Here is a 14,847-nt window from a genome sequence, read left to right as displayed (position 1 = left end):
TGTCATGGGGATCATCATTGATAGGAGAGGAGAAGTAGTGCAAAAGTTAAAGGTGCTCGTTGTAGCTACTTCAGTAATGATGCGTAAACAGATCTCGAACCTTATTGCGGAGGATTCAATTATCGAGGTCATTGGAGCAGCTCGAAATGCATCCGAAGCGGTTAGTATGGTTCAAGAACTCAAGCCTGATGTCGTGACGATTGATATAGAAGTGCCAGAATTGAATAGTTTAGTAGCGCTCTCTAGTATTATGTCGCAACGTCCAACCCCTATCCTTATCCTAAGCTCGGGATCAAAGGATGGAATAACAGCAACTATCACAGGTCTACAGAACGGAGCTGTAGATTTTATATCCAAGCCCACACAATTCCATGGGCCTGATTTATCACAAATAAAAGACGAGCTAATATTCAAAATCAAACAAGCTGCTCAAATTCCTTTGAGAACCGTTATTCTTAACAATATTACTGTTTCGAAAGTGATGACAGGACAACAGGCAGAAGACAATTCTAAGAGCGGGTGTATGGAAGAATTCGATCAAATCGTAGCCATAGGATGTGGAGTTGGTGGCCCGAAGGCGCTTGAAATCGTAATTAGCTCGCTCCCGGCAAACTTCCCATATCCTTTGTTAATCGTTCAGCATATGCCACCCAAGTATACGAAAGTATTAGCAGAACGATTGAATCGATTCTCAAGTGTACGGGTGGTTGAGGCGAAAGATGATCAATTGGTACATGGCGGAACGGCATATATTGCACCTGGTAATTGTCATATGACCGTAGTTCAGCAAGGACAAGTATGTAGAATCAAACTTCACAAGAAAGCCCCAGTGAACGGATACCGTCCATCCATTGATATATTATTCGAATCGATTTCTGGACTGAAAAGCTTGAAGCAGCATTTGATTCTAATGACTGGAAGGGGAAGCGATGGCTCGAGAGGCATGCTGAATGCCAAACATGCTGGCGCCCAATCTACTCTTGTAGAATCGCAAGAGACTTCGATTGTAAATGAAATGCCTGAAGCGGCAGTTGAGCTCGGGTGCGTGGATTATGTAGTTCCTTCGTTCTTGTTAGCCTCGAAGATTATGGAGGTTACGGGGATGTTGGACGAACAATTTTAATGAATAAATTATTACCAAAGGCGTTGGTAGGAGGAAAATCCACCAACGCTTTTTTATGTAAACCTAGGGTTTCATCCCAAGTGGGTTGTCTCGAATGGTCAGAAGATGGAGGATGAGTGTGCTTAAAATAGGTGCACTGATGATGGGATGCTCTAGTTTGTTGCTTATATAAGAGCTAAATGTGGATGCGACGCATCTGCTGGGCGCGCGGAATATTTTAACGCTATCGGAAAGGATAGAGGAGGAATCAAGTTTTCTTGTTCTGTGAGCAATCTAACAACCGTTCTCTTCACTTAGTTTTATAGTATTTACAGGAATAACATAATTACATTTAATGTTAATCCTACAAGCTATGAAGGGGACGGTGCGAGCATGCCTATTCTAGAGGTAGAGAATCTCTCAAAAGAATATAAAGGCAAGGGTAAAATGAATGTGTTTCGGGCGCTAAACGGCATAAGCCTGAGTGTGGACAGCGGAGAGTTTGTAGCAATTATGGGGCCTTCGGGGAGCGGTAAAACGACACTGCTGAATATCCTTAGCGGGATCGACACGGAATATAGTGGGGTAGTCCAGATTGCAGAGACTAGTATAAGCGAGATGTCTAAGAACGAGCTTGCACTGTTTCGCCGGCAACGAATGGGGTTCGTTTTTCAAGATTACAATCTGCTGGATAGCCTGACCCTACGGGAAAATATAATGGTGCCCATGGTTCTGGATGACCAAGAGGCAGACGACATCAATACCAAGACAGATGAGACGTTATTACTCTTTGATCTGGGCGAGGTGAAGGATAAATATCCGTATATGGTTTCAGGAGGACAGCAACAACGAGCGGCGATTAGCAGAGCGATTATTAATGATCCGGAGGTGATCTTTGCGGACGAGCCAACGGGAAATTTGGATTCCAAATCCTCCAGTATAGTGATGAAGACCTTCGCCAAACTGAATGCTCTGAAAGGAGCAACAATTGTGATGGTCACACATGATCCTTTTGCGGCCAGCTATTGTAATCGCGTGCTCTTTATCAAAGATGGGAAGATGCTATTTGAGATTACTAGGGAAGATAAAGAGCGGAGCGCATTTTTTGATAGGATTCTGGAGAATCTGGCCTTCATTGGAGGGGGAGAAGATGACCTTTAGGAGAATGGCTTTTCAGATTTTTAAGGCGAACCTTAGAAGGTATTTGTTATTTTTCCTATGCAGCAGCTTTACGATTATGGTATTTTTCGCCTTTCACTCCCTGTATACGAACCCTGATTTTAATGACCCCTATCAAGTGAATGGGATGGTGTCCGGTAATTTATATGCTCCTTTCTTGGTTATGAGAGTGTTTGCTGTTCTATTTATTGGATATGCGCAAACGGCCTTTTTGAAATTTAGAAAAAGCGACTTTGGGCTGTTAATGATTCTTGGAATGACGAGCCACAATATCCGTAAAATTATTTTATTAGAAAATAGCATGATCGCATTAGCTTCGATTCTCACGGGTTTAGGTGCAGGGTCGGTCTTCTCCGGTCTTTTCTTTCTCTTCATCTCGTTGTTTGTTAATATAGGGGACAGTTCTTTTTCACTTACGCTGGAAAGTTATCTGTATACCATTAAATTCTTCGGGATTATTTACATAGCTGTGATTGGAATCCAATTATTATTAACGCTGAGATACAACATTGTACGCCTTCTAAAAGAATCCAGAACCGCAGAACGTAGCCTTCTTCATGGTAAAATCACAGGGATCATCGGAGTTGTACTACTGGCGATCTCCGTTTATGATATGATTACTCATTACAGTCCTGATAATACCCGTATGATGTTAATCAATCTGGGCGTAAGTATGGTGGGGATCTATTTGCTGCTGTCAGGTCTTGGTGACTGGATGAAATTCATCTTTTCGCGATCTACGAAAGCTTATCATAAGCATTTAATGTTAAGCTCCGATTTGAACTATACTCTTGGACGCTCCAAAATAGTACTTTCTCTCATCACCTTCCTCGTCTTCATTACGGTTTTTCTAAGTGGCATTATCTTTTATATTACTTGGGATGCTGAGAATATTCCTGTAAAAGACAACCCTTATGATATTGCCTATGCAGAAGTATTCGGGAAAAATAGCCTTCCATCAGAGATACTCAGCGAAATCACGGATCATGGGGCTACACCTCTGATTTCACATCAAAGGCTTGAATACATTGATTTGTTCTATTTCAAAATATTTTTGGATCAAAACATCAACACATTAATCGGCAGTGATTATCATGTGGAGAAAGATCATTTTCTTAATCTTGCCTTAGGTGCTCGAGGAGAAGAATGGAAGAATCAAAGACCAGAGATGCCCACCTTTGAAATGAAGCTTTCTTCCGGGAATCATACGTTGTACTCACAAGGACTTATATTTAAAATGCTATTTAACCCTGTGCCGAATCTTATGAATGGTCTTCATGTCATTGTAAACGAGGATGACTATATGGCGCTGAAAGTGGAGAATATGGATGCGATCGGGAATCTTCAGCTCCTCAATTTCAAGGATTGGAAAAAAACTGCAGATATAGATACCAAGCTAAATACGGCTTTAGCCAAATACAATAAGGACAATACGAAGTCCTGGTATGGCAATGAACGGCATGAGGCGCTCGTATTTTCCACAAAATCTAGAATAAGTGAGTATTTACAGTTACAGGAGTCCGGTCGATTTGGAATCTTCGTCATTACCTTTGTTGGTCTAATATTTTTTGGTGCCTCTTGTATAGTGCTGCATTTCAGTATCCAGACTGATTTAGAGCGGGAGAAGATCAAATTCGGGAAGTTGCATAAGATTGGAATAACTTCTAAAGATGTGGCTCAAATGATAGGCGGTCCTTTAAAAGTATTATTTTTTCTTCCTTATGTATTAGGTATTGTGCTAGCCACTGTGTATGTTGTCAGCTCTTCAAGGTTTGAGATGTCCGTAGCTCTGGCGCCATTTTGGTTTTGCTTGTTTGTAGGAGGGGGCTATCTTTTATTTCAAGTGCTCTTTTATGATCTATATACCAAAGTATATACTCGCAAGATGCTGGCTCATATCGAACTGCTTGATGTTCCCACAACGAATAATAGGAGTTGTGAATTTAATTCCAATTATGATAATATTAACAAATAAAAAACGTAGGGGGCTCCATTTTGAAAAAGATTTTATCCAGAATTGCAGTGGCATTGTTGATCTTAACCCTAGTTGCTATTGTCACTTGCTTCTATATTGGTGAACTCACCTATGCGTATTTATTGATCTTGGTCTTATTTTTCGTATTTGCGGGTATGGGTCAGCTCTACAAGCTCAAGAATGATGAGTATATGTACAAAAAGTTAAACAAAAGCGATCAGTACGAGAACTACACTAGATAATATTCATTTCGTAATTCAAAACAACACCCCACTTTAGGCAATGCCTAATAGTGGGGTGTTTCTTTATTTGTCTATTCTTATTTCTTACCGTTGCGCTCAAGAATCATATCAACGAACAGATCAATCTGTGCGGTAATCGCAATAGGATCGTAGCGATAGAAAGTATCAAAATCGTTGTAAAACAGATGATCATTCTTCGCAGCAGCGAGTCCGTTCCAGACTGGCGATTCTTTTAGTTCCTTCAGCTTATCCCCTTTTTTGTCAGGATCATAAGTGGTGAGGAACATGTAGTCCGCTGCGTATTCTGGTAATAGCTCCATGGACAGCTGCAGTGTTTGATTGTCATTGCTGTTCTTAGTAGGCATTTTCAGCTTAAGAGCATTATAAAGGGCTTGTCCACCACGGCCCGCATTGTTACCGAAGGTCCATAGCTCACCTTTGTCAGTCAGCTCATATATTCCGAATGTATCATTTTCATTCACGACATCTTTAAGCTTTTCGCGGCCTTCAGCAGCCTTTTTCTCAAAATCAGCAATGAATTGCTCAGCTTTATCAGGTGCTCCCACGATATCTCCAAACAGTTTTACGGTTTCATAGATGTTAGTAGCAGTTCCGTATGGAATATGAATGGTTGGAGCGATTTTGGATAAAGCATCATAGTTGTCATCGTACATAACTACAATTAGATCAGGTGCAAGTTCTAGTGCTTTCTCAGCGTTGACTGGAGCACCAACATCTTGTGTGTTTTTGAGCAGGTCTTTCAAGAAGGGGTTATCAAAAGTACTAGGTTCAACGCCTATGACGTTAGCTCCAACGGAGAGTAATTCCCCACCATAATAATCTGTAACGATACGCTGAGGTTTAACTGGGATTTGAACAGTACCTTTAGTAGTTTCATAGCTGCGCATTTCGGCAGCGGAAGCATCAGGAACAGCCGTTGCCTCTGCATTCGGGGCTGTTGTTGCTTCAGTTGTCGCTGTTGGTGTATTAGATGAAGCATTGTTGTTTCCCCCGCAAGCCGTCACAAATACAGACAATAACATTACGAGTGCAAGGATGGGGAAAAGGGACTTTCTTTTTAGCATGGTAAACCTCCCTAAGTATATGTAGCAAATGATAATAATGAGAATCATTATCATTATTATCATTTTGAACTGTATCAAAGCTTAGAATTTCTGTCAATGCAATAAATTAAATGGTACCAATTAAATCTATCTATTGCCAAACCTAGGAAATGTAATTTACAATAGTCTAATGATAATGAGAATCAATTTCATAGAAATAGGGTGGCATTCATGAATCAACAGATAACTACCAGGATAGGAGCCGATAAGGGAGTAGTTAAACGAGAATTTCGTTCACGTCCTTGGGCGGCAACATTCATCTTGGTCGGCGGTCTGGCGCTATTATTATTAGGAATTGCTGTTTCCGTCTCCTTCGGCGCAGCAGATATTAAGCTGTCTGTGGTGTGGTCAGCTGTGTTTCACTTTGATCCAGAGATCATGGATCATCAGATTATTAGAGAATTAAGATTTCCTCGTGTACTTGGCGGGGCAATGGTAGGGGCCAGCTTTGCAGTTGCAGGTGCCATTATGCAAGGGATGACGCGAAATCCATTGGCTGATTCAGGTCTGATGGGTATCAACTCAGGCGCAGGATTTGCGCTTGCACTATGTTTTGCTTTTTTTCCAAATTTATCGTTCATGTATTTGATTCTATATTCTTTCGTGGGTGCCGGCGTAGGCGCGGGTGTGGTATATGGAATAGGATCACTTGCTAAGGGAGGATTAACGCCTGCTCGTTTGGTGCTGGCCGGTGCGGCTTTTAGTGCACTTTTGTCGGCGCTGAGTGAAGGGGTAGCTTTATATTTTCATATCGGTCAAGATTTAGCTTTCTGGTACGCGGGAGGCGTGGCTGGAACGAAATGGATTCAACTCAAAATCATGTTCCCTTGGATAGGGGCCGCTTTAATTGGTGCAATGGTAATCTCTCGATCGATCACGATGCTCAGTTTAGGTGACGATGTTGCGAAAGGTCTAGGTCAGCGTACAGGGCTTGTGAAGTTGGCAGGTGCATTAATCGTATTGATTTTGGCTGGATCATCGGTTGCCGTAGTTGGTGCAGTGGGTTTCATTGGACTGATTATTCCGCATTTGACCCGCTTTTTTGTAGGTGTGGATTATAGATGGATCATTCCTTGTTCAGCGATCCTCGGCAGTTTACTTGCTGTATTTGCAGATTTAACTGCGCGGATGATTAATCCACCTAATGAAACGCCACTTGGCGCTATTATTGCACTGATTGGTGTACCTTTCTTCCTTTATCTTGCACGTAAAGAAAGGAGGGAGCTGTAATGATGGAAAAAACGACATTCGGTTCCTTCGAAGCCGCCAAAAACAAACGGGGCTTAATGATCATGATTTCGTTGGCTGTACTGATTGTGATTGCTTTTATTATTAGTATGAATACAGGTTACATACGTTTGACTCCTATGGAGTTGATTAATACATTGTTCGGTAGAGGAACCGACAAGCAGGAGTTAATCTTGTTTCAGTTTCGGCTGCCACGTATTGTGATTTCCGTTCTAATTGGGGCAGGTCTGGCTGTATCCGGTGCTGTGATGCAGGGCGTCTTTCGTAATGCATTGGCGGACCCTGGTATTTTAGGGATTAATGCTGGTGCAGGAATCATGGTTATGCTGTTAATTTCTTTTTACCCTACGGCAACCGCGGCTCCAGTGTATCTGCTGCCAATGGTAGCGTTCGTCGGTGCAGGGTTTACAGCTGCCTTAATCTATGCTCTAGCTTATAAGCGGCACCAAGGAATATCGCCTATGCGCTTACTGTTGACTGGTGTAGCTGTTGCAGCTGGGATGAGTGCAGCTATGATCGTGCTTACGCTAAGACTTGATCCAGAGAAATATCAATTCGTCGCTACCTGGCTGGCAGGCAGCATTTGGGGAACAAGCTGGAAGTTTGTACTGTCACTCTTACCGTGGATCCTAATTCTGGTGCCTTATGTCATCTATAAGGCAAGGGTGATGAACGTACTGAATCTAGGGGAGCAGACGGCTGTGGGACTTGGTGCCGCAGTAACGAAGGAACAATTCCGGCTTCTTGCGGCTGCGGTAGGATTAGCAGCGGCGAGTGTAGCTGTCAGCGGTGGGATTGGTTTTGTGGGATTGGTCGGACCCCATTTGGCGAGACGGTTAGTTGGGCCGAAGCATCAACTCATGCTTCCAACCTCGGCACTGCTTGGATCACTACTCGTTATTACAGCGGATACCATTGGGCGCTGGATTCTTCAACCGTCTGAGATTCCTACGGGTATCGTTGTAGCAGTAATTGGAGCACCATACTTTTTATATTTATTAGCCCGTACGAAATCTTGATGAAAGTAGGCTGATCTCTCACCAGAAGGAGCGAATCATTAACATGTTGCGTCGTTTTTTTGCTTACTATAGGCCCTATAAGGGATTGTTTATTCTTGATTTTTCTTGTGCTATTGCTGCTGCACTACTTGAACTGGTCTTTCCGTTAGCCGTTAACCGGGTTGTAGATGATCTACTGCCAAGCGGCAATTGGAGATGGATACTCTATTCATGCCTCGGCTTGCTGGGGATATATATTGTCAGTGCCTTTATGCATTTTGTCGTCACTTACTGGGGGCATAAGCTGGGGATTAATATCGAGTCGGATATGAGAAAAAAGCTTTTTGACCGAGTTCAAAAGTTATCTTTCAATTTCTTTGACAACAACAAGACCGGTCATCTAGTATCCCGGATGACAAATGATTTGATGGACATCGGTGAAATTGCCCACCACGGGCCAGAGGATCTCTTTATAGCAGTAATGACGCTGCTGGGTGTGTTCGGCATTATGCTCAGTATCAATTGGCAATTAGCTATTCTGACGTTTGTGATCGTTCCGCTTATGATTTATTTATCCATGTACTTCAGCCGGAAAATGTCTAAAGCCTTCCACATCATGTTCGCGGACATTGCTGACTATAACGCACGCGTGGAGAACAATGTAAGCGGCATCCGTGTTGTGCAAGCTTTTGCTAATGAGAATCATGAAATTTCCCGCTTTGCAGTCAATAACGAACGCTTCCGTATAACGAAGCTGATGACTTATCGAATTATGGCTTGGAATTCATCCTTTAGCTTTGTTCTCATGAAACTGGTCTCGTTATTCGTTCTCGTGTGCGGAACATATTTTGTAATCCAGAAGCAAATGACTTATGGTGAATTTATCGCTTTTGTGATGCTGTCCAATGTATTTTTAGGACCATTACAACAAATTAACTCGGTCATTGAGACCTATCCCAAAGGTATTGCAGGTTTCAAACGTTATCTCGAACTGCTGGAGACGGAGCCGGATGTTGATGATGCGGTAGACGCTAAGACAGTTCATGATCTTAAGGGGAATATAACCTTCCATGATGTGGCTTTCGCATACAGCGATAAAGAAAACGTACTCCAAAATGTGAATCTATCGATTCAAGCAGGAGAGACCGTTGCTCTGGTCGGTCCATCCGGTGCGGGTAAGACAACGCTTTGCAGTCTACTGCCCCGCTTCTATGATGTAAGTGAGGGCAACATTAGCATTGATGGAATTGATATTCGTTCCATGAAGCTTGAATCTCTTCGTTCACACATCGGGATTGTACAGCAAGATGTGTTTCTGTTTGACGGAACCATCCGTGAGAATATCGCTTACGGGCGGCTTGGAGCCTCCGATGAAGAAATCTGGGAGGCAGCACGGCGCGCCCAACTGGAAGAGTTGATCAAATCCCAGCCTGCTGGGCTGGATACTATGATCGGGGAGCGCGGCGTTAAGCTCTCTGGAGGTCAGAAGCAGCGGCTGTCTATTGCTCGGATGTTCCTGAAGAATCCAACGATTCTCATTCTAGACGAAGCCACATCGGCGTTGGATACCGAGACGGAGTCCGCGATTCAGGAAGCACTTGCGGAGTTGTCACAAGGTCGTACGACGCTTGTTATTGCTCATCGATTGGCAACGATCAAGAATGCCGACCGTATTGTTGTCGTTGCGGAAGGTGGTATTGCTGAGCAAGGCAGACATGAAGAACTGCTACAGACTGCCGGAATTTACAGTCGACTACATGAGGCACAATTTGGAGCGTAAGAAGCTAAAGGCATCAATAGAATATACTTTTGGAGGGACATAATGAACAATCAACTGGAATTATACGATGTAACGATTATTGGCGGCGGACCTGCTGGGATGTATACAGCTTTTTATAGTGGTATGAGAGATTTGAAGACGAAGTTGATTGAAGCGAAGGATGAGCTTGGAGGAAGAATGCTCGTATATCCTGAGAAAATGATCTGGGATGTAGGTGGGGTAACACCCGTACTATGTCGTCAATTGATAGATCAGCTTGCTCAGCAGGCACGGACGTTTGATCCTACGATTATTTTCGGGCAGCAGATTACGCATCATGAGCGTCTGGAAGATGGAACTTATATGCTGACCTCGGCTACTGGTGAGCAGCATTGGACTCGTACGGTCATTTTGGCTATTGGCTATGGGATTCTGCAAATGGCAAAGCTGGAGATTGAAGGTGCCGACCGTTATGAGGTAACGAATCTTCATTATACAGTTCAGGAGCTGGAGCCTTTCCGAGGTAAAAAAGTGCTGATTTCTGGTGGAGGTGACTCCGCTGTGGATTGGGCAAATGAACTGGAGTCCATCGCAGCAAGTGTGACCATTGTGCACCGTCGCGAGCAGTTCGGCGGCCATGAGAAAAATATTGTGCGTATGAAGGAATCATCAGTCAATGTTCGCGTGCCTTTCGCAGTAAGCCAATTACACAGCAGTAATGGGGAGACCATTGATCAGGTTACGATCAGCCATATCGAAACAGGTGAGAGTGAACAGTATGAAGTAGATGCTGTTATTGTTAATCATGGTCTGAAAAGCGATTTTGGCCCATTACGGGAATGGGGCATTGATATGGGCGAGTGGTGTGCGAATGTGAGCGGAAAGCTGGAGACGAATCTTCCAGGTATTTTTGCAGCAGGTGACTTTGTGGATTATAGCAGTAAGGTCCGGTTAATCGCTGGCACCTTTACCGATGCAGTTCTTGCGCTGAACAGCGCTAAACTGTATATGGACCCCTCTGCACCTAAGGCTGCATATGTTTCCTCTCATAATGAGCGGTTCAAGGAGAAGAATAAGGCGCTTGGTGTCGTTGACGACCATTAAGGATAGAGGCTTTTCAAACTATAAAATCTGAATTTTATATGAAGCGTATAGGGTATCTTATCCATTTCGAGCGGAGAGAAGCCTTATGCGCTTTCTTTATATTTCAAGGTTTAATGGCCTGATGATCTGGAAGGGAGCAGGAATGAAGTTATCTAATAATAGCCCGGTTCACAGAATTTATATGTTAAAAGAGGCTGGGAGACGCCAATCCGGCGGTGGTCACATCCGTAATCTCCAGATTGCCCAGTCCCCACTCTTCCTGACACCCATAGAAGCTGCTGTTCTAATAACTATTGAAGGAGAGACTGTAGCTCTTAAAATAGGTGAAATTCTATTTTTAAGTGCAGGTACGACTTATCAAATTGATGTGCCAATAGAGACTGTTATCTCCATTCACGCAATTTCTTATGAGATATACGGGCTAAGTAATAGCACTGAGCAAGAACTCATCTATGGACTTTGTCGTGAAATTTTCCCAGCGAACGGGATCTTACCTATACGTACAACGAACAAAATAACCCGCTTATTTAGTGAATTGGAAGGCGTTGCTGCCAATAATTTAGAAGCACAGTTAAATAGAATTCAATCCTTGCTGCATCAGCTACATCAACTGGTCGTAGAGGCTGATGCTGAAGCAGACATTACGGATAATTCATATTTCAGAATGCTCTCTTATATTCACCAGAACATCCAAAGAGAGATCACGCGAGAGATGATGTCAAAAATGATGGGATTTAATCCTCGCTATTTCTCAGTATGGTTCCGCAAGCAGACGGGGTGGAGCTTCACCGAATATGTAACTCATCTAAGAGTGAATAAAGCGAAAGAACATTTGATGTCCAGCCAAGCAACAATCCAGCAAATTTCTCAAAAAGTAGGCTATTCAGATGGACTATATCTGAGCCGCAAATTCAAGCAAGTCACCGGGATGACTCCAACAGATTTCCGTTTACGTCCCAAACCGAAGCGGATAGTAGCGTTGCAATTTTTCGGGGATTTACTTGCGCTGGGTGTTAAGCCTGTCGCGGTTGAAAAAGATGTGATGAACTACTCATTACTTTTGCAGCCTGAACTGGCGGATGTACAATCGTTTGAATTGCAGGGATGTCCGGCGGAAGCCGACTTGTCTGGGCTGGAAGCCGATATAGTCATTGCACCGACCTATCTGAGCCCCCGTCAGCTTAAATACATGGAAAAGTTGGGTCCACTAGTTACGGTGGAATGTGATGAGATGGACCGCTTAGAACAGATTCGTTTATTCGGCAGACTGCTGGGAGAAGAGGAGAGGGCAGAGGCATGGATAAGGCACTATCATTTGAAAATAGATTTGGCCAAGCAGCGCTTGTCCTCCCTAATTGAATCTGGTGAAACGGTAGCGGTGTATGAGATTAGGCAAGATAACGGTATTTATATCTGGAATCATACAGCCCGAGGTGTGTACAATCTGTATCCAATGTTAGGGTTAGCTCCACCGGACAAGGTAAGGTCAGATGTTCTGGAGCGGAATGATCATCTATGCATCTCACTTTCGGAATTGCCAATATATGCGGCTGACCATATGTTTGTGGTTGTATCAGGACGTGAGGACTGGATGTCCAGAACACGTAAACGCATTAGCAAAAGTACGGTTTGGCGCAATCTTACAGCATACAGGAATGAACGCATATATTACCTGAAGCTTGAGGAATTTTGGGGCAGCGAAGGGCTTGCACTCGAACGTCAGTTGGAGATACAGACAGATTTGTTAACCGGCCATAAATTAAGCTGACAATCGTCCATAGCCAAATTGATGTATTAGCGTGTATATATGTTTTCCCACCGAGACGGTATATTAAACAAGGATATAAATGATATTGATTATCAATATCATAATAATATAAAGTCTCAAGGAGGATTTACATTGTACAGAGTAATATCGTTAGGAAAAACAAGCATGATAGCCGTTGTGCTTACGCTGGTGCTACTGTTGAGCGCATGCGGACAAGCTGCTAATCAGGGGAATGCTCCAGCTAGCACGTCTGCTGATGTGGCTAAAAGCACTAATGATTCTGTAGTTGCCAGCACGGAGCCGGCTGCTGATGCAGAGTACTGGACATACGAAAGCGACAAAGGTCCGGTGCAGATCCCACGCAATCCACAAAGAATTGTAATTCCGGTACAAGACTTTATTGGTGATCTTCTGACACTGGGGGTGACGCCCATTGCCGTAGCTGGGAATGATATCTTGAACCATCCATATTTCAAAGAGGCGCTTACAGGTGTAGAAGTAGTGGGCGATGACATGACGGTGTCCCTGGAGAAAATAACGAGCCTGGAACCGGATTTAATTATCACTTATCAGGAAGATACCTATGAGCAAATCTCCAAGATTGCTCCGACTGTCTTTATTCCTTGGGGTAAATACGACTATAAGGAACGATTGATTGAGATCGGGAAAATCTTGAACAAGGAGCAGCAGGCTGTAAAGTGGGTGGCGGATTTCAATCAGAAGCTGGAAGCGAAGAAAGCTGAGTTGGCCGATCTGATCGCAGCTGACAAAAAGGTGGCAATCTTTGAAATTGCCGGTAAAGAGCTGTATCTATACGGTTCGTCATATGGGCGTGGTGGAGAGATTATATACAACGGATTGGGGCTGCATGCACCTGATCTTGTCGAAGAGGTAGCCTTTAAGGAGGGCTGGGCTTCCCTTTCTCTCGAAACGCTGCCCGAATATCTAGGAGAAGCTGATTATATATTCCAAGGCTTCAGCCGTGGTGTGGAGCAGGATAAGCTGGACATTCTGGACAGTGTCTTTTGGAAAAGTCTACCTGCTGTTAAGGCGGGTCATGTGTTCACATACGATCTCAAAACTTATTATCTCTCTGATGCTTATGCGCTGGACAAGCAGTTGGATGAGATAGTTACGTTGTTGAAGTCACTACAATAAGTTAAATTTGAAGCGTGAGAAGGGATGTCCGCTTAGCCGCTATGGCTTCGGACATCCCTTTTCCTCATGCATTATTTATTATTTATTAGCCAATCGGCCAGCTCTTCGGTCTGGGTTAATACGGCGATAGGGTCATAATACCAGGAACGTTCTTCTTTCCAAACATAGAGGTGTCCATTTTTGACAGCAGGAAGGTTGCCCCAAAATGAATCAGCCTTGTAATCAGCTTCTGTAAGGTTATTTGAGGTTAAGATAATATAATCTCCGGCATACTTAGTTAACGCTTCTTTAGATATTTCCGCCCATTGCTTCTCCATAATCTCCGCTGCTACTTCTGTAGGCGGCTTGCGACCAAGCGCTTGATAGATGGGCTGTCCGCCTCGTCCAAAGTTATCGCCATAGACCCAAATGGATTTTCCGCCGTCTTCCATGATGGAGAAGGTTGCATCTGCCGGGAGGACCTTGTCCACTTTTGCTTTAGCTTCGGCTATCCGTTTGTCATAATCTGCAAGCCAATTCTTTGCTTCTTGTTCCTTTCCAAGGAGTTCTCCGAAATAGGTTAATTCTGCATGAGCATCTTTTAAATCCCCGTAAGGCACAATGATGGTAGGAGCAATTTTGCTAAGCGTTTCATAGCTTTCTGCTTGTCCCGAAATAATCAAGTCAGGATTTAGTGTGATGATTTTTTCAGGTGACATTTTACCGTACGCTCCTGTGTCTGTAACACCTGTAAGAGCCTCCTTATAATACATATTCTCTAAGGTCAAGCCTGGAGCCCCGATAGGAATGGTATCAAGAGCTATTAGACTTCCCAAGTATTCCTCAGCGACAATTCGTTTAGGATGAACAGGGATTTCAACATCACCTTTTACGGTACTGACTGTTTTGACAGTAGGGGTTTCAGCACTTTCTGCTTCTTGACTAGTTTCGGTTGGTGCTTGTGTTGCTGCTGTTGTATTACTGGTGTTACTGGTACCACCTGTATTCTCCACCGTAGTATTGGAATTTCCACAAGCTGATAGGACTAGAATTAACGTCAGCATGAAGGGAAATAGAAGCCAATGATTCTGTTTCGAAGTATTCTTGTGTAGATTATACAATTTGTTGTTCCTCCTATAGTAATTGATTATCATTCTCAATAAGAACTTTACAATCTTCTCTGGTTATTTACTATGGACGAATATGATCTT

The 14,847-nt window shown here is 43.4% G+C and carries 12 protein-coding genes; 10 read left to right on the top strand and 2 right to left on the bottom strand.

Features of this window, described 5'->3' with window-relative positions:
• Positions 1 to 37 precede the first annotated feature (37 nt).
• The 4 genes from cheB (at position 38) to CA598_RS09940 (ending at position 4,498) form a co-directional block, all read left to right on the top strand.
• The gene (gene cheB / locus CA598_RS09955; RefSeq protein ID WP_179283634.1) at positions 38 to 1,123 is read left to right on the top strand and encodes a chemotaxis-specific protein-glutamate methyltransferase CheB; all 1,086 of its coding nucleotides are present in this window, start codon (positions 38 to 40) and stop codon (positions 1,121 to 1,123) included.
• A gap of 372 nt (positions 1,124 to 1,495) precedes the next feature.
• The gene (locus tag CA598_RS09950; protein ID WP_094876411.1) at positions 1,496 to 2,263 is read left to right on the top strand and encodes an ABC transporter ATP-binding protein; all 768 of its coding nucleotides are present in this window, start codon (positions 1,496 to 1,498) and stop codon (positions 2,261 to 2,263) included.
• The gene (locus CA598_RS09945) at positions 2,253 to 4,256 is read left to right on the top strand and encodes an FtsX-like permease family protein (RefSeq protein WP_179283633.1); all 2,004 of its coding nucleotides are present in this window, start codon (positions 2,253 to 2,255) and stop codon (positions 4,254 to 4,256) included. Before CA598_RS09950 ends, CA598_RS09945 begins: the two co-directional genes overlap by 11 nt.
• Positions 4,257 to 4,276: 20 nt before the next feature.
• On the top strand, positions 4,277 to 4,498 hold the full coding sequence (locus CA598_RS09940) for a hypothetical protein (RefSeq protein WP_094872144.1): 222 nt from the start codon (positions 4,277 to 4,279) through the stop codon (positions 4,496 to 4,498).
• A 77-nt stretch (positions 4,499 to 4,575) separates the two neighbouring features.
• Here the strand turns inward: CA598_RS09940 and CA598_RS09935 are convergent, their stop codons facing one another.
• Entirely contained in the window at positions 4,576 to 5,583 is a 1,008-nt protein-coding gene (locus tag CA598_RS09935) for an ABC transporter substrate-binding protein (protein ID WP_094876409.1), read from the bottom strand.
• A 210-nt stretch (positions 5,584 to 5,793) separates the two neighbouring features.
• Between CA598_RS09935 and CA598_RS09930 the strand changes: the two genes are divergently transcribed.
• From CA598_RS09930 to CA598_RS09905, 6 genes are all read left to right on the top strand, one after another.
• Complete coding sequence (locus CA598_RS09930; RefSeq protein ID WP_094876408.1) at positions 5,794 to 6,852, top strand: FecCD family ABC transporter permease; 1,059 nt, start codon at positions 5,794 to 5,796, stop codon at positions 6,850 to 6,852.
• Positions 6,853 to 6,854: 2 nt separating this feature from the next.
• Positions 6,855 to 7,889, top strand: a complete 1,035-nt coding sequence (locus CA598_RS09925) for a FecCD family ABC transporter permease (RefSeq protein WP_373455817.1) — start codon at positions 6,855 to 6,857, stop codon at positions 7,887 to 7,889.
• Positions 7,890 to 7,932: 43 nt separating this feature from the next.
• Positions 7,933 to 9,648 carry an ABC transporter ATP-binding protein gene (locus tag CA598_RS09920; RefSeq protein ID WP_094872150.1) on the top strand — a complete coding sequence of 572 codons (1,716 nt, stop codon included), beginning with the start codon at positions 7,933 to 7,935 and terminating at the stop codon, positions 9,646 to 9,648.
• A gap of 42 nt (positions 9,649 to 9,690) precedes the next feature.
• Positions 9,691 to 10,731: an NAD(P)/FAD-dependent oxidoreductase gene (locus tag CA598_RS09915; protein WP_094872152.1), complete on the top strand. Its 1,041-nt coding sequence runs from the start codon at positions 9,691 to 9,693 to the stop codon at positions 10,729 to 10,731.
• Between the two features lie 142 nt (positions 10,732 to 10,873).
• Positions 10,874 to 12,499 (top strand): helix-turn-helix domain-containing protein, encoded by a 1,626-nt coding sequence (locus tag CA598_RS09910; protein WP_179283632.1) that lies wholly within the window; start codon positions 10,874 to 10,876, stop codon positions 12,497 to 12,499.
• A 132-nt stretch (positions 12,500 to 12,631) separates the two neighbouring features.
• Positions 12,632 to 13,657 (top strand): iron-hydroxamate ABC transporter substrate-binding protein, encoded by a 1,026-nt coding sequence (locus tag CA598_RS09905; protein WP_256990446.1) that lies wholly within the window; start codon positions 12,632 to 12,634, stop codon positions 13,655 to 13,657.
• A 71-nt stretch (positions 13,658 to 13,728) separates the two neighbouring features.
• Here the strand turns inward: CA598_RS09905 and CA598_RS09900 are convergent, their stop codons facing one another.
• Complete coding sequence (locus CA598_RS09900) at positions 13,729 to 14,757, bottom strand: ABC transporter substrate-binding protein (protein ID WP_256990445.1); 1,029 nt, start codon at positions 14,755 to 14,757, stop codon at positions 13,729 to 13,731.
• Between the last annotated feature and the right edge of the window lie 90 nt (positions 14,758 to 14,847).

Origin of the sequence: Paenibacillus sp. VTT E-133291, from assembly GCF_002264395.1 — a bacterium.
Taxonomy (GTDB): domain Bacteria; phylum Bacillota; class Bacilli; order Paenibacillales; family Paenibacillaceae; genus Paenibacillus_AQ; species Paenibacillus_AQ nitricinens.
This window is presented reverse-complemented; position numbering and strand designations above follow the sequence as displayed.